Below are 23,860 nucleotides of genomic sequence, written 5' to 3'. Positions count from 1 at the left end.
TATAAAGCCGCATGATAACCCTTAAGACTATGGCCCAGCCCATACCAACGCACCAACCGTTTGTTCCCGCCACCGAATCACCCGCCGAGTTTACTCTGAAAGCCGTTATTACGGGAGCGGTTTTTGGCGTTCTGTTTGGAGCGGCTACGGTTTACTTATCCTTGAAGGCTGGCCTCTCGGTGTCGGCTTCCATTCCCATAGCGGTGCTGGCTATTTCACTCGGACGGAAGTTTCTCAACACGACCATTCTTGAAAATAATATTATTCAGACGACCGGTTCGGCAGGAGAGAGCATTGCGTCGGGGGTGGTGTTTACCATGCCAGGATTTTTGTTTCTGACGAACGGAAGCGGAGCCGATTTTTTTAATTACTGGACCATTCTAACCCTCGCTATCCTGGGTGGTCTGATCGGCACCCTGATGATGATTCCGCTACGCCGATCGCTGATCGTGCAGGAGCATGGTACATTGCCTTATCCTGAAGGTACGGCCTGTGCATCGGTGCTGATAGCCGGGGAGAAAGGTGGAGATTTTGCAAAAACCGCTTACCAGGGCCTGGGTGTTGCCTTGCTGTATGCCTTTCTGCAGAAAGTGCTGCACGTTATTGCAGAAGCTCCCGTCTGGGCGACCAAACAAACCAATCGTTATTTTCCGTCGGCCCAAGTAGCCGGAGAGATTACGCCGGAATACCTGGGCGTAGGCTACATCATCGGGTTTCGGATTTCGGCTGTTTTGGTCGGTGGCGGCATTCTGGCCTGGCTGGGGTTCATTCCGCTGCTGGCGTCGGTGGTGCCGGGAGATACCATTGCACTACAGCTTCAAAAACTTGGGTATCTGACTAATCTGCAAACCGCCGGTGGGCCGGGCGGCTGGAATCCTGCTACACATACGTTCGCCGACACTGCTGCGGCTGTTTATCGGGCCTATATCCGACAGATCGGAGCGGGGGCCGTTACGGCTGGTGGCTTTATGACGCTCATTAAGACGATTCCGACCATTGTCTCATCGTTTAAACAAAGCTTCAGTAAGTCGTCGATCGGTGCTATGGAGCAGGAAGAGCAACTGAGCGAAAGCAGTCTCACCGCCCGCACAGAACAGGACCTGAGCGTGCGGATCGTTGTAATTGGCAGCATTGCCCTGACTGCCCTGATGGTGATCCTCCCGCAAATTCCCGGCGATTCCATCCTGACCAAGCTGCTGATTGCCATTCTGGTGATTGTTTTTGGGTTCTTCTTCGTAACCGTTGCCAGCCGGATTGTGGGATTGATCGGCTCCAGCTCGTCGCCCGTTTCGGGTATGACCATTGCGACGATCATGGGAACGGCGCTGGTATTTATTGGCTTTGGTCTGACCGGAAAAATGTACGAACCGGCCGTTCTGGTCGTGGGAAGCATGATTTGCGTAGCCGCAGCTAACGCCGGTGGTACTTCGCAGGATTTGAAGACAGGCTATCTGGTTGGGGCTACTCCTAAATATCAGCAGATGGCACTGTTCATTGGCGTCATTGTGTCGTCGCTGGTTGTGGGGGCTACGGTAAAAATTCTCGATACACCCACGCCCGATCTGCTGGCGCAGGGCATTACCCACGCCATCGGTTCCGACAAGTTTCCGGCTCCACAGGGAACGCTGATGGCTACGCTTATCAAAGGATTGCTGTCTTTCAACCTCGACTGGCAGTTCGTACTTGTCGGCGCGTTTACGGCTTTTGTGTTCGAGTTGTGCGGTGTCAGCGCGCTGGCTTTTGCCGTTGGTTTATACCTGCCTCTGTCGACTACACTACCAATTTTCACGGGGGGGCTGGTTAAATCGATTGTTGATTGGAATGCGAAGCGGAAGGGTATCGTTGAAGAAGATGCCGATCTGGGTAAAGGCAATCTGTTCGCTACTGGCCTGGTGGCAGGCGGAGCCTTAGCGGGTGTCGCCGTAGCGTTGTTATCGGTAAATGAGTCGGTTTATAATGCCCTGGCGTCAATGACCCTGGAGCCAGCCCTGGCCAGCGGTTTAGGTGAAGAAGGGTATATGCTGCTGGGCGCGTTAGCGTTCGCCGGACTAGCCGGGATTCTATGGCGCGTAGCGGAAAGCAGACGATAAAAAGTTTTTTGACAGGATTGCCATGATTTTAGCGGAGAGTAAATCCTGGCAATCCTGTCAAAAAACTTTTACCGAAGCAGTCCGGCTTTTTTCAACAAGTCCACAACCTTTTCTACAGGCAACTGATCTACTTTATGGCCCTGATCGCCCGTCAGGGTTTGAGCAGCAAAGAGGGAATTAATAATCGCTTCTTCGGTTGCTTCGATGGCCGCCATAAAAAGGGGCGACATATTGTCGTTGCGTAAAACCTTAACCTCATCGAACAAGCTGGTCGTCTCGTGCGGAATCCGGTACGCCGTCGATACCGCAATTACGTAGTCGCCACTGCCGTTGGAGGCAATACCTCCTGTACGGGCCAGCCCCATAAAGGCTCGTTTCGCCAGCCGTCTGAGGTTACGGGCGTCTAAGGGGGCATCGGTCAGTACCACCATCATGCACGATCCGTCGAGTTTTTCTTTGAACTCATAGCGCCCCAAAGCAACACCAACTGGTACGCCTGCAACCTGCAGCGATCCGCCAAAATTTGTCTGAACCAACACCCCGACCGTATAGCCACCCAGCGAGACCGGTAGTTTTCGGGACGAGGTGCCGATGCCGCCTTTAAATCCGAAGCAAACAGTTCCTGTACCAGCACCAACATTGCCTTCTTCAACGGCACCGGTTTTTGCTTGGCGTATGGCGTCGAGTACGTGTTGCTTCGTTACGTGTCGTCCGCGGATGTCGTTCAGAAACCCATCGTTGGTTTCACCCACAACCGCATTGACAGAGCGAACGGTTTCGTTGCCGGGCTGAACCAGGGTATAGTCGATCAGGGCATCGGCCGCCGTGGGAACGCTTAACGTATTCGTCAGAACGATGGGCGTTTCGATCGTACCCAGTTCTTCTACCTGGCTATAGCCAGCTAGTTTGCCAAAACCATTGCCGATGTAAATAGCGGCCGGACTTTTCTGCTGAAACAGATTTCCGTTATGCTGCAGAATAGCCGTCACGCCCGTACGGACGTTCTCGCCCTGTCTAAGTGTTGTCTGCCCGACACGCACGCCCGGTACATCGGTGATGGCATTGAGCGGTCCGGTGGGCACAACCCCAAAGCGAATCCCATATTCGCGGGGGCGTTTGAGCGTTTGCGCCATGGCTAAGCCACTGAAAAGAGTAATAAGTGATAAAAAGCAGAACGTGCGGCAGGGAGATGGCATTGGCATGGATTACGAATGTTAATTCGCCGTTCAAGTAACCACAAAGCGGATTTCAATCCGCGATACCTTAGATCATAAACAATCCGTCTTCATCAAAACATACTCGTATCCCTGCCCGGGATTCTTCAGAATCCATTTTCCTCCTTTTTCGACGCGCTCGCCTTCGCGCCAGGTGACGGAATCGCCTTTTAGGGTCAAAGCCACCGCATAGGATTGCGTTACGCCCTCGCCGGAGCGCTGCCAGTCGGCAATGATCTGGTTATTTTTAAGCGTTCCCTGAATGGCTCCCTGCGCCCGGTCTTTTTCAAAAGGCAACACGTTCAACTGGCCAGTCACTACCGAATCACGGATAATCAGTTGCAGCGTAGTGGAATCACGCCCGACCACCTGTCGGAAACACAGTGTATCGGGTCGGACCACGTTCAACGCTGAGGATACCGCAACTGAATCGGTGGTGACCGATGAGTCGGTTTGGGTTTTCTTCCGACCACAACTGGACAGAAACAACAGGAAAACAATCGGTACGATAAGGCGCATGCACTTACTGATTAACGTAAATCTCTGTATTTTGCAAACCCGCTACGTTGCCTTCTACCAGAATACTGACCGACTTAGGCCTTTTAACGATCTGAACGATAAGCCCTTCGCAGGATGGGCAACGCAACACAATACCCGGTCCACGAACGTAGGCCACCAGGTTGGCGAAAAGGCCCTCTTTATGACAATGGCTACAGGTAGTCTGGAGGATCGTCGCATCGAAATCCAGCCACATCCGTAAATCTCCCGCTATGGCATTGCCATCTAACCGCAGAGCCTCATTGATCGTGTCGGTTTCTGTAAGCATGGAATACATCTTTTCTTATGAACCGGTCGGACCAAAGCGTTCGGTCCGGACGAGGTCTGTTGGCAAGCCTAAATCGACGAGCGTATTCGCAGCCTGTTCGACCAGCAGGGTAGGCCCGCAGATAAAACAACTCGGCTGGCTGTGGAAGCGATCCAGTACATCGGTAAGCATGTCACGATCGATTCGGCGTTGATAGCCCGACCAGCCTGAAGGCGTCTGCCGGGTGTAGGTGACAATGAGCGTAAACTCCGAATCCTGACTGGTTAAGCGCATCAACTCCTGCTGATAAATGGTTTCTTCGGGCGTACGAACGCTGAAGAGTAGCACCGTCTGATTTTTGGCACCAGTCCGGGCCCGGTGGCGAAGCATGGCCATCAGCGGTACAACGCCCGAACCACCTGCAATCAGCAGAAGCGGAGTATTCGCCATCGTGTCTTTCCAGACAAAATAACCGCCAATCGGTCCGCGTATTTCGAGTGGATCGCCCACCGAAACACCGTCGTGCAGGTAAGACGATACCTCGCCATCGTCAATCAACTCGATCGTCAAGTCGATTTCGCCGATCTGCTCCGGTGGGGAAGCAATCGAGTAACTCCGTTCGGCCTGGTAGCCATCCTCCGCTGTTAACCGAAGGTCATAATGCTGGCCTGCCAGATGCGGAATCCACTGCGGAAGCTGTAAGGTAAATGTTTTAACCCGGGGTGTTTCCTGCTTAATAGCCTTTACCTGAGCAAACTGCCACCCAAATTTTTCCATGCCGTTAGTCAGTCGTCTGTGCGGTAACGTTGTTCTTTCCAGGGATCGCCATACATGCTGTAGCCACCGCGTTCCCAGAAACCTGGTTTATCAGACTCCATAAACCGCAGCCCTTTAATCCATTTGGCGCTTTTCCAGAAATACAGATGCGGAACAACCAGACGAGCCGGTCCGCCATGTTCGGGTGCCAGCGGTTTTCCGTCGAAGTTGATGCCAATAAAGGCTTTTCCGTTTCGCAGGTCATCCAGGGGGATATTAGTGGTATAGTCGCCGTAGGAATAAGCCATAACGTAGCGGGCTTCTGTGGGTAGTGTAACGTATTCGAGCAATGTATCGATGCTGACGCCGGTCCAGTGCGTATCCAGCCTCGACCACTTCGTTACACAGTGAATGTCGTTGGTAAACGATTGCTGCGGTAAAGCGTTCAGTTGTTCCCAAGTCCACTGCATGGGCGTTTCCACCAGACCTTCCAGCGAAAAAGTCCAGGTTTGCAGAGGAATACGCGGTGTCGGACCCGCCGTCAGCACCGGAAAGTCGTGCGTTTCGTACTGACCGGGTGGAATCCGGTCGCTGGCAGACGACTCGCGTTTTCGTCCGAACCCTTTGTTGAAGAAAGCCATAATTGATCCGGTTATAAGGTGGAATTACCGGCTACCATCTAATCTGATCCTGAACAGACTAAGGCTGTAGCCGGTACCAATATAGCCAAAAAGGGTTTTCTGTCAATAAAGGGCAGAAAATCAGGGCTCGTAGAAAATCAGTCGGTTACGCAACTGGGTAACTTGCTGCTGCAGGTGTTCTACCCGGTCGAGCAGATCGCTGACGACATCCAGGTCGTCGGGATGAATAGCCAGGTCCTGATGCAGCCGGACGAATTTTTCCAGCCGCCCTAACTGCTCCGGATGAACGTAGATCGTGTGTTCCACCGTCGTTGTTTCAATTAGCCCGTTGTCAGCCAGTGATTCGACGAAAGTGATTTCGATATGATGATGGACGCAGAATTCGCGGACGGATATCAGATGAGTCGTTTGCATGCGTTCAAAAGGTTAAAGGGCGGCTAGTTGACGGAATAGCTCTTTTTGCTGATCGGTCAGGTTAGTGGGCAGTTTCACCTGCCAGGTAATGTACAGATCACCGAACGCGCCTTCCTGCTTATAAATGGGAAAGCCTTTGCCTTTCAGCCGGACTTTTGTGCCGCTCTGGGTTTCGGGCTTCACGGTCAGTTTTACTTTCCCATCCATCGTTTCAACGACGCGCTCTCCTCCCAGCATAGCCGTATATAAATCAATTTCTTCATCGACGTACAGGTCGTTGCCTTTGCGTTTGTAACGGCTGTCGTCGGTAATGACAAACGTAATGTACAGATCGCCGTTCGGGCCGCCATTCACTCCCGGCGATCCATACCCAGCCAGCTTTATTTTCTGACCGTTTTCGATTCCGGCGGGCACGGTGATACGGATATTCTTGCCATCCACGGTCATCGTCTGCTTGTGCGTCGTGTACGCATCGTGCAGGTTGAGATGGAGCTCGGCCTGGTAATCCTGGCCACGGAACTGAGCCTGACGCCCCCCACGCGTACTCGCTTCCTGCCCAAACAGCGACGAGAAGAAATCCGAAAAATCGGCTCCTCCAAAACCGCCGGAGAAATCATAGTCACCGGCAGTACTCTGGCTATATTGCTGGCGTGACTGCTGCTGTTGCCGCGCTTGTTCGAATTGGTCAGCGTGTTGCCAGTCTTTCCCGTACTGATCGTATTTCTTGCGCTTCTCCGGATCACTCAGCACTTCGTTGGCTTCGTTGATCTGCTGAAATTTCTTGTTGGCCTCCGCATCGTTCGGATTCAGGTCCGGGTGATGCTTACGGGCCAGCTTACGATATGCTTTCTTGATATCGTCGTCTGAAGCCGTTTTTGGAACGCCCAGAACGCTGTAATAATCAATAAAATCCATAGTTGGTGGGGAAATGTTAAGTACTAATCAGGTATATAAACACAGCAGAAATGAAGAAGGTTGTGAAAATATAGAGTCCTAAAAACTTACTTTGTTAACAAAGTAGATGGTAGTAAATATTCCGTGTTTGTCCCTTACTTATCAAATCATAAGTTAACTCAAACATTCATGAACATTATACGCTCTACCAGTCTTCTTTTCTGCTGTTTCTGCTTAACCTTTATTACTTACGCTCAAACGGCTGCTCAGAAAGGGTCTTTATCCGATGTCGCTTTTATGGAAGGGCACTGGCTCGGAACCTTCAACGGTGGCCCGATCGAAGCGGCCTGGATACCACCAGCCGGTGATAACCTGACTGGGTTTATGCGGATGATGAAGGACAACAAAGTAACGATGTATGAGATGCTGATCTTCGAACAGACCGAGCAGGGGCCGATCGTGTTGGTCAAGCATTTCAAACCTGGTCTGGTGGGGCAGGAAGAGAAAGATAAATCCGATCGCTACCGGTTTATCGAATCGGGCAAGAACCGCGCCTTATTCGAGAAAGAAGATGGGTCGATCCGCATCATTTACGAAAAACGGTCGGCTGATCAACTCGCCATTCAGCGGGGGCAGCAAAAAGATGGTAAATGGAATTTCAGCGATCTATTCGTTTTCAATCGTGTAAAGTAGGCTCTAAGGGTTTCAATGCCGTTCGAACGAGTAAGTCTTTCCAGGTTCCAGTAGCGGGTGCGGCCCATTGAGGTCGCTGCCAGAAATGGTATAGGCTACGTTCTCGAAAAATACTTCCGAAATCCAGGGTTCGAACCGGAATGCGAAGTAGTTATGCGCTTTGTTTGGAATATCGAAAACCGAATACCGGTCGGGACACAACCGAAACAGTACGGATATCGCATCGATGGGTTGTTTGGCAAAATACGCTTCTCCCTTTTCATTGGTGGTTTGCCGGCTGACATCAGGACCATTTTTTACGGCACATTCGACATAACGTAGTAGTTGAACGTTCGGATCGACGATACGAATGGTGAGCTTATTGCCGGGAACGGTGCGGCTGGTAACCAGCGCAAAATCTTTTGGCGGGCGTGGGCGGCTGTTCAACACAAGCTGATCGCCCTGTAGCGTCCAGGTCCCGCTTCCGGCTCGGTCGAGCGCACCGTAGGCAAAGAAAAATTCGAATGTGGAGTCGGCATTTAGCTTGATTCCCGAACCTACTTCGCGAACTCCGCGCAGGTAGTACTCGCCAGTCAGCGGTGCTGGCATTGATTGAGCTATGGATTGAGTCATGAGGAAGCTGGTTGCCAGCGCAGGGGCCAGCTGTTGATAGAAGAACATACGTGTTTTTCTGTCAAACTACCGCTTCTCAAAACGCATCTGCCATAGGTAGTTGGTATCTGGAGCCGGGGAGCGAATAAGTGGTCGGAACGGAGGTACGGATAACAACCGTCAATTGAAAAGAAAATCCCCGAACTGGCTGGTCCGGGGATTTTCTTTTTGCGCTTAGAGTGGTTTGAGTTCCAGATTTTTCCAGCGGACCCGGATGCCACCACCGTCGTGAATCTGCAGGGCGATAGAGCCATCGGCTGCGCCGATTTTTGCGTCGTGCATGTCGACCATTTCTTTGCCATTGAGCCAGGTCTGCACATGGTCTCCTTCTACCCGAATCCGCATTTTGTTCCACTGCTCGGGTTTCAGAATGGTTTCTTTTTCGTCAGGAATCTGAACCAGCCAGCCGCGGCCATACGATTCGTATACACCGCCCGTGTCGTGGTTGGGGGGCGCTACCTCGACCTGCCAGCCACTCACTTTCGTGCCTTCGATGGTCGAGCGGAAAAACACACCGCTGTTTCCGTTGGCTTCCTGCTTGAATTCGAGCGTCAGATCGAAATTCTTGTAAAACTTATCGGTGGCCAGATAGCCGTAGCCTTTGTCGGGGCCGCTTTCGCAGACTAGTTCGCCGTTGTCGACAAACCATTTTTCGGTGCCGTAAATTTTCCAGCCAGCCAGATCTTTTCCGTTGAAAAGTTTGAGTGTTTTGGTCGGAGCCGTAAACGCGAGTACACTGAGGAGCAGGCTAAAGGCAATGCAGTATTTCATTCAGAGACGTTAGTTATGAGGTTGCTACTTGAATTGAATCAGAACGCTATCGGTTAGCCATAAGTACGCAAACCGCAGCAGGCACCGGCACCGACTGACCGGTGTAGGTCAGTTTTCCGGTTTTCTGATTGCGCTTAAAGATCGTGATATTATCCGAATCCTGATGAGCTACGAAGATAAAATCACCTTTCGGGTCGATCAGGAAATTCCGTGGCGTCTTTCCTTCCGTCGGCTGATCACCAACTTTAGTCAGCTTTCCGTCGTTGCCGATCGAAAAAATAGCCAGGGTGTTTGCGCCCCGGTTCGACTGATACAGGAATTTTCCCGCCGGATCGATGTGAATATCGGCGCTGGTATTCTGGCCCGTAAACCCGTCCGGCAACGTTTTGACATTGTCTTCAAGTAGTGTCAGCGCCCCGGTTTGCGCATTGCGGGAGAATACCGCTACCGTAGAGGTCAGCTCTTCCACCAAGTACGCGTATTTGCCGTTAGGGTGGAACGTAAAATGGCGCGGCCCAGACCCCGGCTTTACACTGGCGTAAGGAGTTGATGCTGGTTTCACCTGACTGGCTTTCACATCGATGTCGTAGATATTCAGCTTGTCGATACCCAGATCGGCCACGTACAGGAAGCGGTTGTCGGGGGCGAGCGTTGCCGAGTGTACATGCGCTTTTTCCTGCCGCTTTTCATTGGGACCGGTGCCGTTGTCCTGAACGCTGTCGGAGGCCGCGCTTAGTTTGCCATCGGTACCTATTGGAAAAACGGCCAGACTGCCCCCGCCGTAATTAGAGACGAAGGCTGTTTTTCCGGTTTTGTCTACACTGACGTGGCACGGACCCGCTCCCAGAGTAGACTGACTGTTCAGAAACTGGAGTTTTCCGGTGGCTTTATCAATGGCATACGCGCTGGCTCCCCCTAATTTATCCGGCCCTTCGTTGACCGCATAGAGGTAGTTTCCAGAAGGATGAATGGCCAGAAACGAAGGGTTCTTCCCATTCGACGCGGTCTGGATCGGCTGCATCGTTCCGGCCTTCCGGTCAAACTCAAATACGTAGATGCCTTCGCTGCCCCGAACCGAGTATGTACCCACGTACATAATTTCTTTGGCCGACTGTGCCTGAGCGGTCATGCTGATGCCAAGTAGAATACTTAAAAAGCGTTTTTTCATAATATGAATAACAGGTCGGTTCAAGAAGTACATTATCAGAATAAACTACCGGAATTTTAGGCTTTAGCAGCCGGGGAAAGGACCTTTTAAAAAATTTTAGCAAAGCGGTAGGGAAATAATCCGATAAGAATTGTTTTACATAGATAGCATTTTTTTAATGGTTGAGTGGAATCACTTATTTTTGCAAAACGATTTGCTTGATCACCCTGCTTATATCGTTGAACCTAACTTTCTGTCGTCCAATTCTATTTCTTCTATGAAACGCGTTTTAATTGTTTTTTCGGCTGTAGTGATGCTGGCTTCCTGTAACAGTAAGAAGCGACTGGCTGAAATCAAATCCTTGCAAGAGGCTCGTGATAAAGCGGTTGCTTCCTTAAATGACTGTGACCAACGTACGGCTGATCTTCGGAATCAGTTGTCGGCTAAAGACACCGACCTGCAAGGTAAAGACAAGCAGGTGGGTGATCTACAGGCTCAGATTGACTACCTCAAGAAGACCAATACCAACCTTCTCGACCGGATGTCGGATCTGTCAATTGTGAGTAAGTCGGGTGCGGAGAGCATCAAAAAATCGCTCGAAACCCTGAACGAGCAAACGAAGTACACCAACAACCTGAACGCTTCGATTCAGCGGAAAGATTCGCTGAACCTGGCTCTGGTGATGAGTCTGAAACGTTCGCTGGACGACGTCAACGACCAGGATGTGCAGGTTGAAGTGAAAAAAGGGGTTGTGTACGTCTCGCTTTCGGACAAACTTCTGTTCAAGTCGGGTAGCTACGAGGTTCTGCCCAAAGCCGAAACGGTGTTAGGCAAAGTCGCCAAGGTCGTCAACGACCACAAAGACCTGGATATTCTGGTAGAAGGTCACACGGATGCTGTCCCCATTGCAACAGCATCGATCAAAGACAACTGGGATTTGAGCGCCCTGCGCGCTACGTCGGTTGTTCGGACGCTGCAAGCTAAGTTTGGGGTTGCTCCTGAGCGTCTGACGGCTGGTGGACGGTCGGAGTTCTCGCCAAAAGATGACAACACGACGGCGGCTGGTCGTCAGCAAAACCGCCGGACGGAAATCATCATTACGCCGAAACTGGATCAGTTCTTCAATCTGTTGTCGAGCGGCCAGGCTGGCGGTAGCAAATAAAGATCGGTAGGTATCTGCCGATGCACTTACAATATGTAAAAAGCCTTCGTCTGCCGGCAGACGAAGGCTTTTTGCTTTTCGGTATCGCGAGTTTTAACCCGCTTTGTTGAAAGCATGTGGGTTAAAACCCGCGATACCCAAACTTACAGTTCGCCAATATCCTCGTTCCAGAGCGTCGGTTTTTCGGCAATAAACTGGTTCATCATCTCAATGCATTCGGGTAGATCGAGGTTAATGACTTCAACGCCGTGCTGTTCCATAAATTCGCGGGCGCCGGCAAAGGTCCGTGATTCGCCCACAATTACCTTCGGTATTTTAAACTGCACGATGGTGCCGGCACACATGTAGCACGGCATCAGGGTCGAGTAGATCACCGTGTTTTTAAACGAGCCTACCCGACCGGCGTTGTTCAGACAATCCATCTCGCCGTGCAGGATTGGGTTGTTTTCCTGCACACGTTTGTTGTGCCCCGACGCTACCAGTTCGCCATTTTTGATAAGCGCTGATCCGATCGGAATGCCGCCTTCGCTTAGGCTTTTGCGTGCCTGACGAATGGCCTCCTGCATGAATTCATCCATAACGGTTTAGTTTACAGTAATTTCATAGTTTCGTAATCGTCAACATGCTTGAGGTACAGGAAGTTAAGCAGTAGGCCGTTTACGTTGGTTATAAGTTTTTGAGACTCCGGAATGGTCGCCACTATGCTCGTAATGCGTTCGTGTTCAGCTTCGCTACCCATATTTTTGAGGTGAAAGGTCATGATCTCATCGCGGGACATTTCTTTTTCTATGTAGAAAAAATGCATACCCTCGTCGCTGGTTCCCGTGCTTGGGTACCACGCATGCGGATTCAGGCGGGTAAGCTCGCTGGCGGTTACGGTCAGGCCGATTTCCTCGCCGATTTCGCGGGCCGCTACGTCATCGGGTGCATCGCTGGCGTCGACCATACCCGCTGGATGTTCATACGTTTGCGAGCCGTCGGCAATGCGTCGCTGCTTTACCAGTACCACAAATTTTTCTTTCGTTTCTTTATCGATCAGACAAACCAGCATCGATGCCGCATGCCCTTTCAGGAATAAAGCTGGCGGAATTTTGTCGCCTTCGGGCGTGTCGGCATCAACTTCCAGCATCGCAAACAATACCTCGCCGTTATTCCGATAGCGAATATAGAAGTCTTTAATGTCATTGATCTTCATGCCATTGGCTTCCATCTGGTTCTTCCAGAACTGGAATTTATGGGCATCCTGAAGTGCTTCTTTTTTTGTACTCATATAGAGGTAAGGCGGGTAGTAACCCACCATTTGTTAATGATAGTCAAAAACACGGGTTGCCCCCGCCTTATTTCAGCGCCGACTTTTGCGCTTCGCTTCCCACGTAGCGTTCAAAAAATTCGTAAATCCGCAACAGCCGATCGATGCGTTGCCGAACATTTCCCGAACGGCTCAATTCGTGCGTGGCACCCGGCATGCGTACATACTCAACCGGTCGACCCAGGATTTTCAGGCTTTTATACAGCATTTCGCTTTGAATAGGACCAGTACGCAGGTCATTTTCGCCGTGCTTGATGAGCAGGGGCGTTTTGATATTCTGGACGAAGGTATAGGGCGAGTTGGCATCGAGCACCTTTGCATCGGCCGACCACGGATAGTCGAAATAGTTGGGAACGAGCCGCCAGGCGTTTCCTTCGCCCAGAAACGTAGTGAGGTCATAAACGCCCCGCTGCGCAAAAGCCGCTTTAAACCGGTTGTCGTGCCCTACGATCCAGGCGGTTAGGTAGCCCGCGTACGAGCCGCCCGTAATTACCTGCCGGCTCGTGTCGACCCAGGCTTCTTTAGCCGCGTCGCTCTCGGCCGCCAGCACATCTTCGGTAGGGCCCGTACCCCAGTCTTTAATGTTGGCTCGCTGAAAGTTGATACCGTAACCACCCGATCCGCGCGGATTGGCGTAAACAATCCCGTAGCCCTGCGCACACATGTACTGGAACTCATGCCACATAGAAACCTCGCCCGGTCCCCACATCGCCGTAGGACCGCCGTGCATATTCAGCAGGAGCGGATACTTGGTATTGGCACTGAAAAACGAGGGCTTCATAATCCAGTAATCGACGGTTTGCCCGAGTGAATTTTTGTAGGTCCGCTTTTCGGGAAAGCTGAGCTGTCGTTGCGCTACCCAGTCGTTGTGATTACTCAGTTTGGTCTGGGTTTTGGCTGTTGCATCGGTCAGGTACAGCTCCGAGGGGTTCGCTACTTCGGTCTTGGCCACTACAACCTGGTTACCCACGACATCAAAGCTGGTCATGCCGCTCGTAAAGTCGGTCAGTTGCGTAACCTGCCGTGTGGCTGGGTCGAGCCGGTAGAGAGGTACCCCACCGTTGGAAGAGGCCGTAAAATAAACGACATAGCTCGTGGCTGCTTTTTTTCCTTTCGCTTGGGCTGCTGTTTCCGTCCAGGTCAGGTTCGTAGCGGCCCGATCGAAGGTAACAAGCTGCGGATTCGACGCTGTTGTACCGTTGAGCGTAGCCAGGCCAATCTGTACGGCATTGACGCCGGTTGAGGGGGTTACGGCAAAAGCCAGTTGCCGACCATCCGGCGATACTTCCGGCGCGCCATAACTCTTACCTGGTTCGGCTAAAACCGTGGTGCGCGTTCTCGAACCGTTGGCTGGAATGAACACGATCGCATTGTCCTGTTCACGGTCTGGGTGTTTCAGCGAGTCGCGGTCCGTAACGGCGAACAAGCCCTGGCCGCTGGGGAGCCAGTTAGCCGCCTGAAACGATGTAAAGCCCCCGGTCAGGGGTTTAGCCGTTGCGCCTTCCTGCACGTCGATGATATACAGGTGGGTAAAACCAATTTCCGGCTCGGTGGTGGCTTCGCCCTGAAAGTTCAGCCGGTTAAAGACTTTGGCTTTTTTATCTTCGACGTCCTTATTCAGATAGGCCCGTATTTCCGCCAGCGAACCGTCTGGATTGGGCTTAATCTTTTTGTCCGTTATTAAAAAATCATTGGTAGCAAACCCCGGTTTTTCCAGCGACCAGGCTGGCGTTTTTTTGCCGGGGTTCAGGACGCTGTCTTTGAGCATTTCGCCCATCGTAACACCAACCGCAAAGGCGATCCGCTTGCCATCCGGCGACCACTTCGGGCTCGACGCCGAATACGAACCGATGGTAAGCTGCCAGGCTTCCCCCCCGTCCAGCGGCATAATAAACACCTGCGATTTACCTTTTACCGTTCGCACGAACGCAATCCGCTTGCCGTCGGGCGACCAGACAGGCTGCCGTGCCGATTCCGCTCCGTGCGTCAGCGCACGCGAATCGCCTGCTTTTAAGTTGGTCAGGTAGATGTGCGATTTGTACTCGTATTCTTCTTTCTGCTCGGGATTGGGCTCGATGGTGGTCAGCGTGTAAACAGCGCGCTGGCCATCGGGAGCAAGTTCGATACCGCCCACTTGTTTAATGCGGGTCAGGTCTGTAACGGTGACTTTTGACTTTGTTTGGGCACAGACGACCTGCGCCGTAATGGCGATGAAGAGGAACGTTTGTTTCAGCATAGTTTATTAGGAAAGTAACGGCAGGTAGCGTTCGCGGATAATATTGGCGTGATGCGTAGCATGACCCACCAAAACAAAGCCTAAAGCTAGTACAGAAATCGTCTGATTGAAAGCAATGCCACTACGCAGTAACATGGTCTCATCGAAGCTTTTGTACAAAGCGATGCTCGACTGCCGGACGGCGGCATATTCGTCGTACAAATCAGGAATGGTACGCTGAATGGCATTCGTATTTCGTCCGAATAACTCTTCGTCGTAGCCGGGCAGGGGCGTCTGGTCAGTACGGGCGAAGCGCATGGCCCGGTACGACATAATCCGCTCGTTGTCAATAACGTGTTGTAGGATATCTTTTACCGTCCATTTATCGGGCGCGTAGCGAAGATCACCGAGCGCTTCGAGCGATTGGGCCGGAATCAGGTTCTCGAACGAAGCGCCCTGGGTAAGCGCATCGAGAATAAGCGTGTTGTCGGCCAGATTGATGTACCGGTCGAAAAACTGCGGCATTACGGGTATTTCAGATTTTGTCATAGTCAGGTTGGAAGTCAATACATGACGAAAATACTGAAATGATTAGTAAACACAGAGTCACGGAGAGCACAGAGTAAAAATTATAATCTCTGTGCTCTCCGTGACTCTGTGTTTACTCTCTTTATTTCTTCACCGGAGCGCCTGTCAGCTCGGTGATGAGCCGGTCGGCTTTGAAGATGTAGCGCATGGCCGCAATGATGCCTCCGGTATGTACCGATATGGTTCGGTTGGCGTCGGGAACGAAGATGAATTCGCCCGGTAAACTTTCCATATTTCCGTCGAAAGCCAGGCCAACGGCTTCCCGGTTTTTGTTGATCATCGGGCTCCCCGAATTCCCGCCGATAATATCATTGGTAGAAATAAAGCACAAGGGTTGCTTCAGCAATTCAAGGGGTGGAGTTTTCCACCGTGCGGGTAAATTCCAGGGCGCTTTGTCGGCGAACGAATAGTTTCGGTCATACAGCCCGGCAAACGTGGTCAGAATGGGGGCTTTTGTTCCATTGTAATCGTATGATTTCACTACACCATCGTTGATGCGAAGCGAGAACGTCGCATCGGGCGGAACAGCCGTACCGTATACGTCATAAAGCATCCGACCTAACTGGCCCCGTAATATTTCCTGCCGTTCAACGAGCTGGCGGGCCTGGCGAGCGGCTGCTACGTAACGCGGAAAACCAATGCGTGCCAGTGCCAGCAAAGGGTCGTTCGACGCGGCAGCGGCATTCGGCCGGGTTTTCAGTTCGCTCACAAAAGCTGGGTCGGTCAGCTTTGTATTTCTGATTAGGTAAGCAGCGGCTTCTTTCGGGGTTCTCGTGACGCCATCGGTGCCAGTCAGCGCTGCTTTTACGTAGGGATCGCTGGCCCCCAGGTTGGCCTGCACCAGGCTGAGGTGAGCGGCCAGATAAGCCTCTTCCAGCGGCATACTTTTTATAGATGGGGTTACCAGCATAGAGCGTGCCTGCTCGGCTTCCCGGGGCCGCGTGGCCAACAACTCGCTGAACTGCGTAGCTATGTTGGCGAACATCAACAGCTCGCCTGTTGTCCGTTCTCCAGGGGCCAGGTAATTGGCATCTTTGAATAGGCTGCGTAACTGAGCTGTATTAGCCGCAATGTCATCCCAGGTTTTTAGTTGATCGGCGGGAAGATTTTTGGCTTTGGCGGCAGCTCTAAACTGATTCTCGAAAACGGCTTTCCGGGCCAGCAGACTGGCATCGCGTAGGCCGGCCAACTGTCCTCCGTAGGCTTTCAGGCTGTTATCGTAGCTGAAGATTTCGTTCAGAATACTATCGCTTTTGGCCGTCTGGTTATACGTTCGCAGAATTTCAGACCAGTTTTCTAAAAGTTGAACAGTAGCTGGAACCTGTAAATCACGGTCCAGTTCGAGTTCGGCAACGGTTTTAAGCCGCTCGGTATGCCCGGGATTACCGATCACGAAAATCGGTTCGCCCTCGCGGACGCCGTTCGGATTGAATTTAAAGAAGTGGGTCGTTTGTAAGGGCTTGCCCTGATCGTAAACTCGGAAAAACGAGCAATCGAGCGCGTAACGCGGATACGTGAAATTGTCGTAATCGCCCCCGTAAAAACCAAGCTGCAATTCGGGCATAAATACCAGCCGGACGTCAGTATAGCGTTTGAAGCCATACAGCGCATAACGCCCACCATTGTAAAAGGTAATGGTTTGCAGCTCCATCCCTTTCCAGTCTGCCTTTTGGGTGTACTCTTGCTTGATAGCCGAGAAAACCTGTTCGCGCGCCTGAAGTTGGGCTTCGGCGGTCTGTGCTGCCGTTGTACCGCCCATGGCATCCTGCACTCGTTTGGTAATATCCTCAATCCTTACCAGTTGATCGACGAACAAACCATCCACTTTACGCTCTTCGGCTAATGTTTTGGCATAAAACCCAGTAGCATTGAGGTCTTCGCCTTTGCGAGTAACGCCCGTTCCCGACTCTCGGGCGCAGTGGTGGTTGGTCATAACCAGCCCATTGGCAGATACAAATGAAGCCGAGCAGTAGTCGGCAAAGCGCAGCGCGGCCAGCCGGGCTTCGTCGAACCATTTATCATCAGCCGTGAAGTTGTAGGTTTTCTGAAAATAAGCTTTCGGTGGATTGTCGAAGGTCCACATCTTGCCCAAGTCGAGCGGGCCACCTTTTGTTGTATCGGAGAGGGGTTGGGCGGAAGCCAGGCCCGCCAGCAGCAGGAAAGCGCTCCCCATTAGAGCAGCGCGATAAGACAGACAACGCATTACGGTAGTCAGAAAAAGAGTGATATCTGGATAGAACCTGAATTTAGTCTAAACGTTTAGGCCGTTTAAGGTAGCGGTTAAGTTTAACTGAAGCTTAATCCGTACTCATTAATCGATGCCGGGTACGGGTTATCTAACTCATGAATTACAAAAAAAGAGTACAATCGCCATGAAAACTTCAAAATTGATCGGATTTCTGACAGCTCTGATGCTTTTGGTATCGGTAAGCAGCTGCACCACGTATTATACGAACAGACGGCCCGCTTACGGTCGGCATTACGGCTACCGGCGGCCTGTACCGCCACCACCGGCTCCTCGTCCTTATGGGGGCTACGGTCGGCATGGCTGGTAAGAAAATACAAATAAGTGACTGATTTCCGGATGTATGCGCCCCAGGAAGGCGCATACATCCGGAAATTTTTTTGCGAGGGAACTCAAACAAATGATAAAGGATTTATTGATCATTTGTTTCTGTAGACCACCGTCACTTACAACTTGTATGAATCGTAAATCTTTACTGGCAGCCGTATGGCTCTGTGGCTGCTGTCAACTTAGTCTGGCGCAGCAGTCCATCCCCGAAAAAACGCTCAAATTGGGAAAAATGCACGGTAGTTTTTACCTCACCTGGGGCTATAACCGGGATTGGTACACGCCCAGCACCATCCGCTTCCGAAACACAACGACTGACAATTATGACTTTACGTTTATCAAAGCGAAAGCCCACGACCGGCCCGATATGGATAATTTTTATAAGCTGAATAGCCTGACGATTCCCCAATACGATCTGAGCCTGGGCTATTTTTTCAATAACAAACAGGATCTGGGCGTCGAGGTAAGCTGGAACCACCTGAAGTATGTTGTTACCGATAATCAGGTCATTCACGTACAGGGGCAGATTCGGGAGCGACAGATTGATAAAGACACCCTGGTGACACCGGATTTCGTTCATTTGCAGCACACAAACGGCAACAATTACCTCATGCTCAATCTGGTGAAGCGCCAAAAGCTCTGGCAGTCTCGAAATTTCCGGTTGAGTGCTATTGGCAAAGTCGGCGGTGGACCGCTTATTTCATATACCATCTCGACCGTACTGGGCAATAACGATGACGGCTATTTTCACTATCACGGTATTGTTGCCGGGCTTAGCACCGGGCTCAAACTCGATATAGTTGAGTACTTCTTTCTGCAAACGGAGCTACAGGGGGCCTGGGTCGATTACACAAATACCCGGCTGGGTGCTGATCATCAGGGGCTATCGACCCAGCACTTTTATTCGCTGCAATACATATATGCTTTCGGCTTCAACTATCCGATCGGTAAGCGGAAGCCACGCTAAAATCGGCTTAATATATAGTGGCCGGGCTGGTGGACTAAAGCTGGTCCGCCAGTCCGGCCACTATACATTAAGCTTCATTTTGTGAAAGAATCTGCTGCCCTATTTTGTCGTCTTTTCGGACGAAAGGGCGAATAATGATGCGTGTACCGCGTTGGTAGGTAAATAACCGGTAAATCCAGTTGCTGAAAACAATCAGCTTATTACGAAACCCGACCAGGTACCAGATGTGCACGAACAGCCAGGCCATCCAGGCAATAAACCCGCCCAGATGAATTTTACCCGGCAGGTCTGCTACCGCCCGGCTCCGACCGACAATTGCCAGGGAACCTTTATCGAAGTACTCGAAGGGTGTAGTTGGCTCATTTCTAAGAATGTGGCGCAGGTTTTTGGCCAAATGGTTCCCTTGCTGAATGGCTGGTTGGGCAACCCCCGGATGGCCTCTCGGGTAATCGTCCAATTTCATAAAGGCAATATCGCCGATAGCAAATACGTCGGTTAGTCCCTTGACCCGGTTGATAGGATCGACCAGAACCCGTCCTTTCTCGATCGATTCGGCCGGGATCCCATCGACCAGTGCACCCGTTACACCTGCCCCCCAAACCAGCGTTTGAGTTTTGATTTGCTCACCTCCTTTGAAGGTTACGGTTTCGCCGTCGTATGATTCAACCAGGGTGTTCAGTTTAATGATCACGCCTAGGTCTTCTAGGTAGCGCTGCGCTTTCTGCCCCGCTTCATCCGACATAGGCGGTAGAACTTTGCCCAAGCCTTCGACGACGTAAATGTTCATCTGGCTAAAATCCAGCCCTGGATAGTCGCTGGGCAGTACGTGTTTGCGCATTTCGGCCAGCGAACCGGCCATTTCTACGCCCGTTGGTCCGGCACCTGCAATCACAAAATTCAACAAACTCTGTCGTTCGGCGGGGTCGGTCGTAAGGCTGGCCTGTTCGAAGCATTGCAAAAACTGGCTCCGGACGTTAAGCGCTTCAGGAATGGTTTTGAGCGGAAACGAATATTTCTGGATTTGCTCATTGCCGAAAAAGTTAGACTTCGAACCCGTGGCAATTACCAGGTAATCATAGTGAAGATCGCCAATCAGGGTCGTTACCGTTTTTGTAACAGTGTCGATTTTGTTGATACGAACCATCCGGTAATGGAAATCTGTGAAGCCGTCGAACATTTTTCGGAAAGGCTCGGCAATTGCATCCGGCTCCAGACCGGCGGTAGCCACCTGATAAAGCAGCGGCCAGAATCCGTTGTAGTTTTGTTTATCGAAAAGCACAACCTGCACGTCGGTATCGCGCAGACTTTTGGCTAAATTCATACCACCGAACCCACCGCCGATGATGACAACGCGGGGTTTGCGGGTATCGGGTATATTCAGGGAAAGTTTATCGAATTGAAGCATAATCAGTCGGGCGCTGGCAACGCAGGTTGTTGTTGTTTTAGTACCTTATTCCCAGACGTTTTGTTTTATATACAGAACAAAAAATAGCATAGGCAGGTGCTTCAATTTGTTGAGTGTATACGAATTCGCCGGCAGAAAAGGTTAATAAGTTAATGGGCCTTGGCCGCCGTTATCCGGGGCGGTAAAATCGTCTTATTCATCTCCTTTTTTCATGGTATGCGTATAGGTTTATTAAACCTGTTGGTACTGGTTTTTTGTCATGGTCTTTGGGCTCAGAATCCTTCCAGTCGGTTCACCGTTAGCGGCTATGTTCGGGAGACGGGCAGCCGGGAAACGCTGATCGGCGTGAATGTTTATGTTCCCGGTACGACGACCGGTACGACCACAAATACCTATGGATTTTATTCAATAACCCTGCCCGCGCAGGACAGCCTGAAATTGGCCTATTCGTTCGTTGGCTACGAAACGGTTGAACGCAGCCTGTCTCTGCGCAGCAACCAGACGCAGAACATAGTGCTTACACCGGGTCGGGCGCTGGCCGAGGTCGAGGTAAAAGCGGAGGTTGCGGGTGAAAAAGTGAGCGAAAGCGCCCAGATGAGTGCTATTGAGGTGCCCGTTGCTCAGATCAAGAAAATACCGGCTTTTCTGGGAGAGAAAGACGTACTGAAAGTGCTGCAGCTCATGCCCGGCGTTCAGAAAGGATCCGAAGGGCAAACCGGAATTTACGTTCGGGGGGGCGGACCCGACCAGAACCTGATCATTCTGGACGATGCCGTTGTGTACAACGCCAACCACCTTTTTGGTTTCTTCTCGGTCTTTAACGGTGATGCTATCAAGAGCGTCGAATTAATAAAAGGTGGATTTCCGGCCCGGTATGGAGGTCGACTTTCATCGGTGATCGATCTGAACATGAAAGACGGTAACCGCGAAAAGCTGCATGGCGAAGGCGGTATTGGCCTGATTGCCTCCCGGCTGATGCTCGAGGGGCCATTGACAAAAAATAAGAAGGGATCGTTTCTGGTGTCGGGCCGACGGACATATCTGGATATTGTGGCCGCTCCGATCATTAACGCCCAGACGCAGGGGCAGACGCAGGCCGGTTATTATTTCTACGATCTGAACGCCAAAGCCAACTACGATTTCAGCCCAAAAGATAAGCTTTACCTAAGCGGCTACTTTGGAAGGGATAAGTTTTACGCACACGACAACACAGAAAACACCGACGTTGGTCTTAACTGGGGAAATGCAACCGGCACCCTGCGCTGGAATCACTTGTTCAACCAAAAGCTTTTTGCTAACCTCTCCCTTATTTTCAGCGATTACAAGTTTCAGATTTCATCGACTGAACGTGGTATTAACGACAGCCAAACCTACTCCCTACGGTATAACTCGGGCATTCGGGACATGGCGCTCAAGTACGACGTCGATTACTACCCTACGCCCCAGCATTCGGTACGAATGGGCCTGCAAAGCACGTATCACCAGTTTACACCCAGCGCCGTGGTGTTGCAAAATGCAGATATCAATCAGTCCATCAATAACATCAGCACGATTGAGGTCGTGGAGTCCGGCGTATATGCGGAAGATACCTGGCGGCCCAGTAATCGCTGGCGCGTCAACGGTGGGCTGCGGCTGAGCTACTTTCAGGGGAAAGACATCGGTTATATTAGACCAGAACCCAGGTTATCGGCCGCTTTCACGCTCAAACCTGATCTGTCGATAAAGGCTTCGTACGCCCTCATGAACCAATATGTGCACCTGCTGTCGAACACGGGTATTGGCTTACCAACAGATCTGTGGGTGCCGACAACCGACCGGGTGAAACCGCAACAGTCGCAGCAGGTGGCTGTGGGCATCGCCAAAGATTTTACAAGCGGGAGTTCGTTCGTAAAAGGGCTAACCCTGACCGTGGAAGGCTATTACAAAGCCATGAACAACATCATCAATTATAAGGAAGGGGCCAGTTTCCTGCTCATCAACGACCCAACCCAGGCTAACAGTGTTCGTTGGGAAGATAACGTAACGGCCGGGCGGGGTTGGTCGTACGGGGCCGAGTTTCTGTTGCAGAAAAAAGTCGGCCGCTTTTCGGGCTGGGCAGGCTACACGCTTTCCTGGACCCAATGGCAGTTTGCCGAGCTGAATGGAGGCCAACCGTTTTACCCGCGTTATGACCGTCGGCACGACATCTCACTGGTAGGAATTTATGAACTAAACAAGCGCATCACTCTGTCGGCCACCTGGGTGTATGGCACCGGCAATGCCTTGACAGTACCCGTAGGCCGATATGATACCTACCGGCCTGGCAACACACTCGTTTATGGAGGCACACCGGGTATCGTGCAGAATTTTTTTCAGAACGTTCGTACGGTGGATGATTACGGAACCCAGAAGAACAGCTTCCGGGCCGAAGCCTATCATCGGTTCGATCTGGGTATTCAGTTTCACAAGCAAAAGAAACACCATGAACGAACCTGGGAAATTAGCTTTTACAACCTGTACAACCGGCGTAATCCGTTTTTTTACCGGCTCGAATCCGTCTCGGCGACACGGACAGTACCGGCTCACACGGCGCTGGTGCGCTATTCCGTTTTTCCTATCGTACCGGCTATCAGCTATAATTTTAAATTCTGATGCGTTCAGCCCCATCAATTTATTCGCTTATGCGTACGCTGCTAACCTGCCTGCCCGGGTTGGTTATGCTGTACGGATGCACCAGCCTGCGGAATGAGGTCGACCCAAGCCTGTTGGGCGTAGAGCCGCCTAAATTAGTTGTCAGTGGGTTTCTATCCCCGCAGGATACGATTCTGGCCATCAAGGTAACTCGTTCCAATACGGTTGTAGGAGACAGCATTAGTCTCTTGCAGACAGGCAATGAGGTGACGGATGCCGTAGTGACGCTGGCTGAAGGGAATAAATCGGTTCGTCTGCTCTACAATAATGTTGCTGCGGGCGATACCGTGAAAAGCCGACCGTATTACAGTATCAATGCGAAAGTGTTGCCGATTCTGGCTGGGCACACGTATATGCTCACGGTGGTTGCCGCTCACGGCGAACGCGCGACCAGCCGTTGTACCATACCCGCACCTGTTTCGCCAACGACTATAAAGCTCGACTCGCTCAATAGGCGCTACTACGTTCGGGCGTACTGGCAAGACCCTGCCGGACAAACCAACTATTACCAGGTTATGGGTATTTTTCGGTTTATCTCCAGCAGTTGTAAGGTGTGCAATAACGAAACATACAACACGCTTTCCTTCGATGATGATAACCGGGGGTTGTTTTCAGATGCGGGTGTCGATGGCACAACGATAGTTTCCGGACGGGCCTATCTGACCAGCAGCGCCGTCACTAATTTTTATGGACAATACAAAGCAGCGAGTGTGACGGCCGATCTAATGAGCGTCGATCAGGCGTATTACCAGTTTCAGGAGGCTGTTATTCGGCAACGACGGTCGCGAAACAATCCGTTTGCCGAACCCGTCCTGATTCCGAGTAATATTGACGGAGGACTGGGCTGTTTTGCCGGCTATAACAATTTGACCCTGACGCTGAGGCTAAAATAGTGT

At 51.4% G+C, this 23,860-nt stretch carries 23 protein-coding genes; 7 read left to right on the top strand and 16 right to left on the bottom strand.

All coding sequences use genetic code 11. The features are described from left to right. The first annotated feature begins 29 nt into the window (after positions 1–29). Positions 30–2,090 carry an OPT family oligopeptide transporter gene (locus ACYVC2_RS26975; RefSeq protein ID WP_461107803.1) on the top strand — a complete coding sequence of 687 codons (2,061 nt, stop codon included), beginning with the start codon at positions 30–32 and terminating at the stop codon, positions 2,088–2,090. A gap of 68 nt (positions 2,091–2,158) precedes the next feature. Here the strand turns inward: ACYVC2_RS26975 and ACYVC2_RS26970 are convergent, their stop codons facing one another. The 7 genes from ACYVC2_RS26970 to ACYVC2_RS26940 all read right to left on the bottom strand — a co-directional run bounded on the left by ACYVC2_RS26970 (position 2,159) and on the right by ACYVC2_RS26940 (position 6,835). Further along, a complete protein-coding gene (locus ACYVC2_RS26970; RefSeq protein WP_461108118.1) occupies positions 2,159–3,286 on the bottom strand; it encodes a DmpA family aminopeptidase in 1,128 nt (375 codons plus the stop codon). Positions 3,287–3,358: 72 nt separating this feature from the next. After that, positions 3,359–3,823, bottom strand: a complete 465-nt coding sequence (locus ACYVC2_RS26965) for a hypothetical protein (RefSeq protein WP_461107801.1) — start codon at positions 3,821–3,823, stop codon at positions 3,359–3,361. A gap of 4 nt (positions 3,824–3,827) precedes the next feature. Further along, a complete protein-coding gene (locus ACYVC2_RS26960; protein WP_461107799.1) occupies positions 3,828–4,130 on the bottom strand; it encodes a DUF6510 family protein in 303 nt (100 codons plus the stop codon). A 15-nt stretch (positions 4,131–4,145) separates the two neighbouring features. Further along, positions 4,146–4,886, bottom strand: coding sequence for a ferredoxin reductase (locus tag ACYVC2_RS26955; protein ID WP_461107797.1), 741 nt, complete (start codon positions 4,884–4,886; stop codon positions 4,146–4,148). Positions 4,887–4,894: 8 nt separating this feature from the next. Then, a complete protein-coding gene (locus tag ACYVC2_RS26950; RefSeq protein WP_461107795.1) occupies positions 4,895–5,506 on the bottom strand; it encodes a sulfite oxidase-like oxidoreductase in 612 nt (203 codons plus the stop codon). 120 nt (positions 5,507–5,626) lie between these two features. Next, a complete protein-coding gene (locus ACYVC2_RS26945) occupies positions 5,627–5,920 on the bottom strand; it encodes a chaperone modulator CbpM (RefSeq protein ID WP_461107793.1) in 294 nt (97 codons plus the stop codon). A gap of 12 nt (positions 5,921–5,932) precedes the next feature. After that, entirely contained in the window at positions 5,933–6,835 is a 903-nt protein-coding gene (locus ACYVC2_RS26940) for a DnaJ C-terminal domain-containing protein (RefSeq protein ID WP_461107791.1), read from the bottom strand. A gap of 168 nt (positions 6,836–7,003) precedes the next feature. Between ACYVC2_RS26940 and ACYVC2_RS26935 the strand changes: the two genes are divergently transcribed. Beyond that, positions 7,004–7,507, top strand: a complete 504-nt coding sequence (locus tag ACYVC2_RS26935; protein ID WP_461107789.1) for a DUF6265 family protein — start codon at positions 7,004–7,006, stop codon at positions 7,505–7,507. Between the two features lie 12 nt (positions 7,508–7,519). Here ACYVC2_RS26935 and ACYVC2_RS26930 read toward each other — a convergent pair whose 3' ends face one another. The 3 genes from ACYVC2_RS26930 to ACYVC2_RS26920 form a co-directional block, all read right to left on the bottom strand. Continuing rightward, positions 7,520–8,167: a hypothetical protein gene (locus ACYVC2_RS26930; protein ID WP_461107787.1), complete on the bottom strand. Its 648-nt coding sequence runs from the start codon at positions 8,165–8,167 to the stop codon at positions 7,520–7,522. A gap of 165 nt (positions 8,168–8,332) precedes the next feature. Further along, positions 8,333–8,929, bottom strand: a complete 597-nt coding sequence (locus ACYVC2_RS26925) for a 3-keto-disaccharide hydrolase (protein ID WP_461107785.1) — start codon at positions 8,927–8,929, stop codon at positions 8,333–8,335. Between the two features lie 46 nt (positions 8,930–8,975). Beyond that, on the bottom strand, positions 8,976–10,097 hold the full coding sequence (locus tag ACYVC2_RS26920) for a lactonase family protein (protein WP_461107783.1): 1,122 nt from the start codon (positions 10,095–10,097) through the stop codon (positions 8,976–8,978). Between the two features lie 256 nt (positions 10,098–10,353). Here ACYVC2_RS26920 and ACYVC2_RS26915 point away from each other — a divergent pair, with 256 nt between their 5' ends. After that, entirely contained in the window at positions 10,354–11,238 is an 885-nt protein-coding gene (locus ACYVC2_RS26915; RefSeq protein WP_461107781.1) for an OmpA/MotB family protein, read from the top strand. A gap of 143 nt (positions 11,239–11,381) precedes the next feature. On the opposite strand, the gene ACYVC2_RS26910 is transcribed toward ACYVC2_RS26915, so the two are convergent. The 5 genes from ACYVC2_RS26910 to ACYVC2_RS26890 all read right to left on the bottom strand — a co-directional run bounded on the left by ACYVC2_RS26910 (position 11,382) and on the right by ACYVC2_RS26890 (position 17,553). Further along, complete coding sequence (locus ACYVC2_RS26910) at positions 11,382–11,816, bottom strand: nucleoside deaminase (protein WP_461107779.1); 435 nt, start codon at positions 11,814–11,816, stop codon at positions 11,382–11,384. Positions 11,817–11,827: 11 nt separating this feature from the next. Continuing rightward, entirely contained in the window at positions 11,828–12,508 is a 681-nt protein-coding gene (locus ACYVC2_RS26905) for an NUDIX hydrolase (protein WP_461107777.1), read from the bottom strand. Between the two features lie 67 nt (positions 12,509–12,575). After that, positions 12,576–14,783 carry a S9 family peptidase gene (locus tag ACYVC2_RS26900; RefSeq protein WP_461107775.1) on the bottom strand — a complete coding sequence of 736 codons (2,208 nt, stop codon included), beginning with the start codon at positions 14,781–14,783 and terminating at the stop codon, positions 12,576–12,578. A 6-nt stretch (positions 14,784–14,789) separates the two neighbouring features. Beyond that, positions 14,790–15,311 carry a DinB family protein gene (locus tag ACYVC2_RS26895; RefSeq protein WP_461107773.1) on the bottom strand — a complete coding sequence of 174 codons (522 nt, stop codon included), beginning with the start codon at positions 15,309–15,311 and terminating at the stop codon, positions 14,790–14,792. A gap of 121 nt (positions 15,312–15,432) precedes the next feature. Beyond that, complete coding sequence (locus ACYVC2_RS26890) at positions 15,433–17,553, bottom strand: S46 family peptidase (RefSeq protein ID WP_461107771.1); 2,121 nt, start codon at positions 17,551–17,553, stop codon at positions 15,433–15,435. Positions 17,554–17,722: 169 nt separating this feature from the next. Here ACYVC2_RS26890 and ACYVC2_RS26885 point away from each other — a divergent pair, with 169 nt between their 5' ends. After that, positions 17,723–17,905: a hypothetical protein gene (locus ACYVC2_RS26885; protein WP_461107769.1), complete on the top strand. Its 183-nt coding sequence runs from the start codon at positions 17,723–17,725 to the stop codon at positions 17,903–17,905. 147 nt (positions 17,906–18,052) lie between these two features. Continuing rightward, positions 18,053–18,889 carry a hypothetical protein gene (locus ACYVC2_RS26880; protein WP_461107767.1) on the top strand — a complete coding sequence of 279 codons (837 nt, stop codon included), beginning with the start codon at positions 18,053–18,055 and terminating at the stop codon, positions 18,887–18,889. Between the two features lie 67 nt (positions 18,890–18,956). Here the strand turns inward: ACYVC2_RS26880 and ACYVC2_RS26875 are convergent, their stop codons facing one another. Next, the gene (locus tag ACYVC2_RS26875; RefSeq protein ID WP_461107765.1) at positions 18,957–20,294 is read right to left on the bottom strand and encodes an NAD(P)/FAD-dependent oxidoreductase; all 1,338 of its coding nucleotides are present in this window, start codon (positions 20,292–20,294) and stop codon (positions 18,957–18,959) included. A gap of 216 nt (positions 20,295–20,510) precedes the next feature. Between ACYVC2_RS26875 and ACYVC2_RS26870 the strand changes: the two genes are divergently transcribed. After that, entirely contained in the window at positions 20,511–22,925 is a 2,415-nt protein-coding gene (locus tag ACYVC2_RS26870; RefSeq protein WP_461107763.1) for a TonB-dependent receptor, read from the top strand. A 29-nt stretch (positions 22,926–22,954) separates the two neighbouring features. Beyond that, positions 22,955–23,857 (top strand): DUF4249 domain-containing protein, encoded by a 903-nt coding sequence (locus ACYVC2_RS26865; RefSeq protein ID WP_461107761.1) that lies wholly within the window; start codon positions 22,955–22,957, stop codon positions 23,855–23,857. Positions 23,858–23,860 lie beyond the last annotated feature (3 nt).

It is taken from the genome of Spirosoma koreense (assembly GCF_054777875.1).
This window is presented reverse-complemented; position numbering and strand designations above follow the sequence as displayed.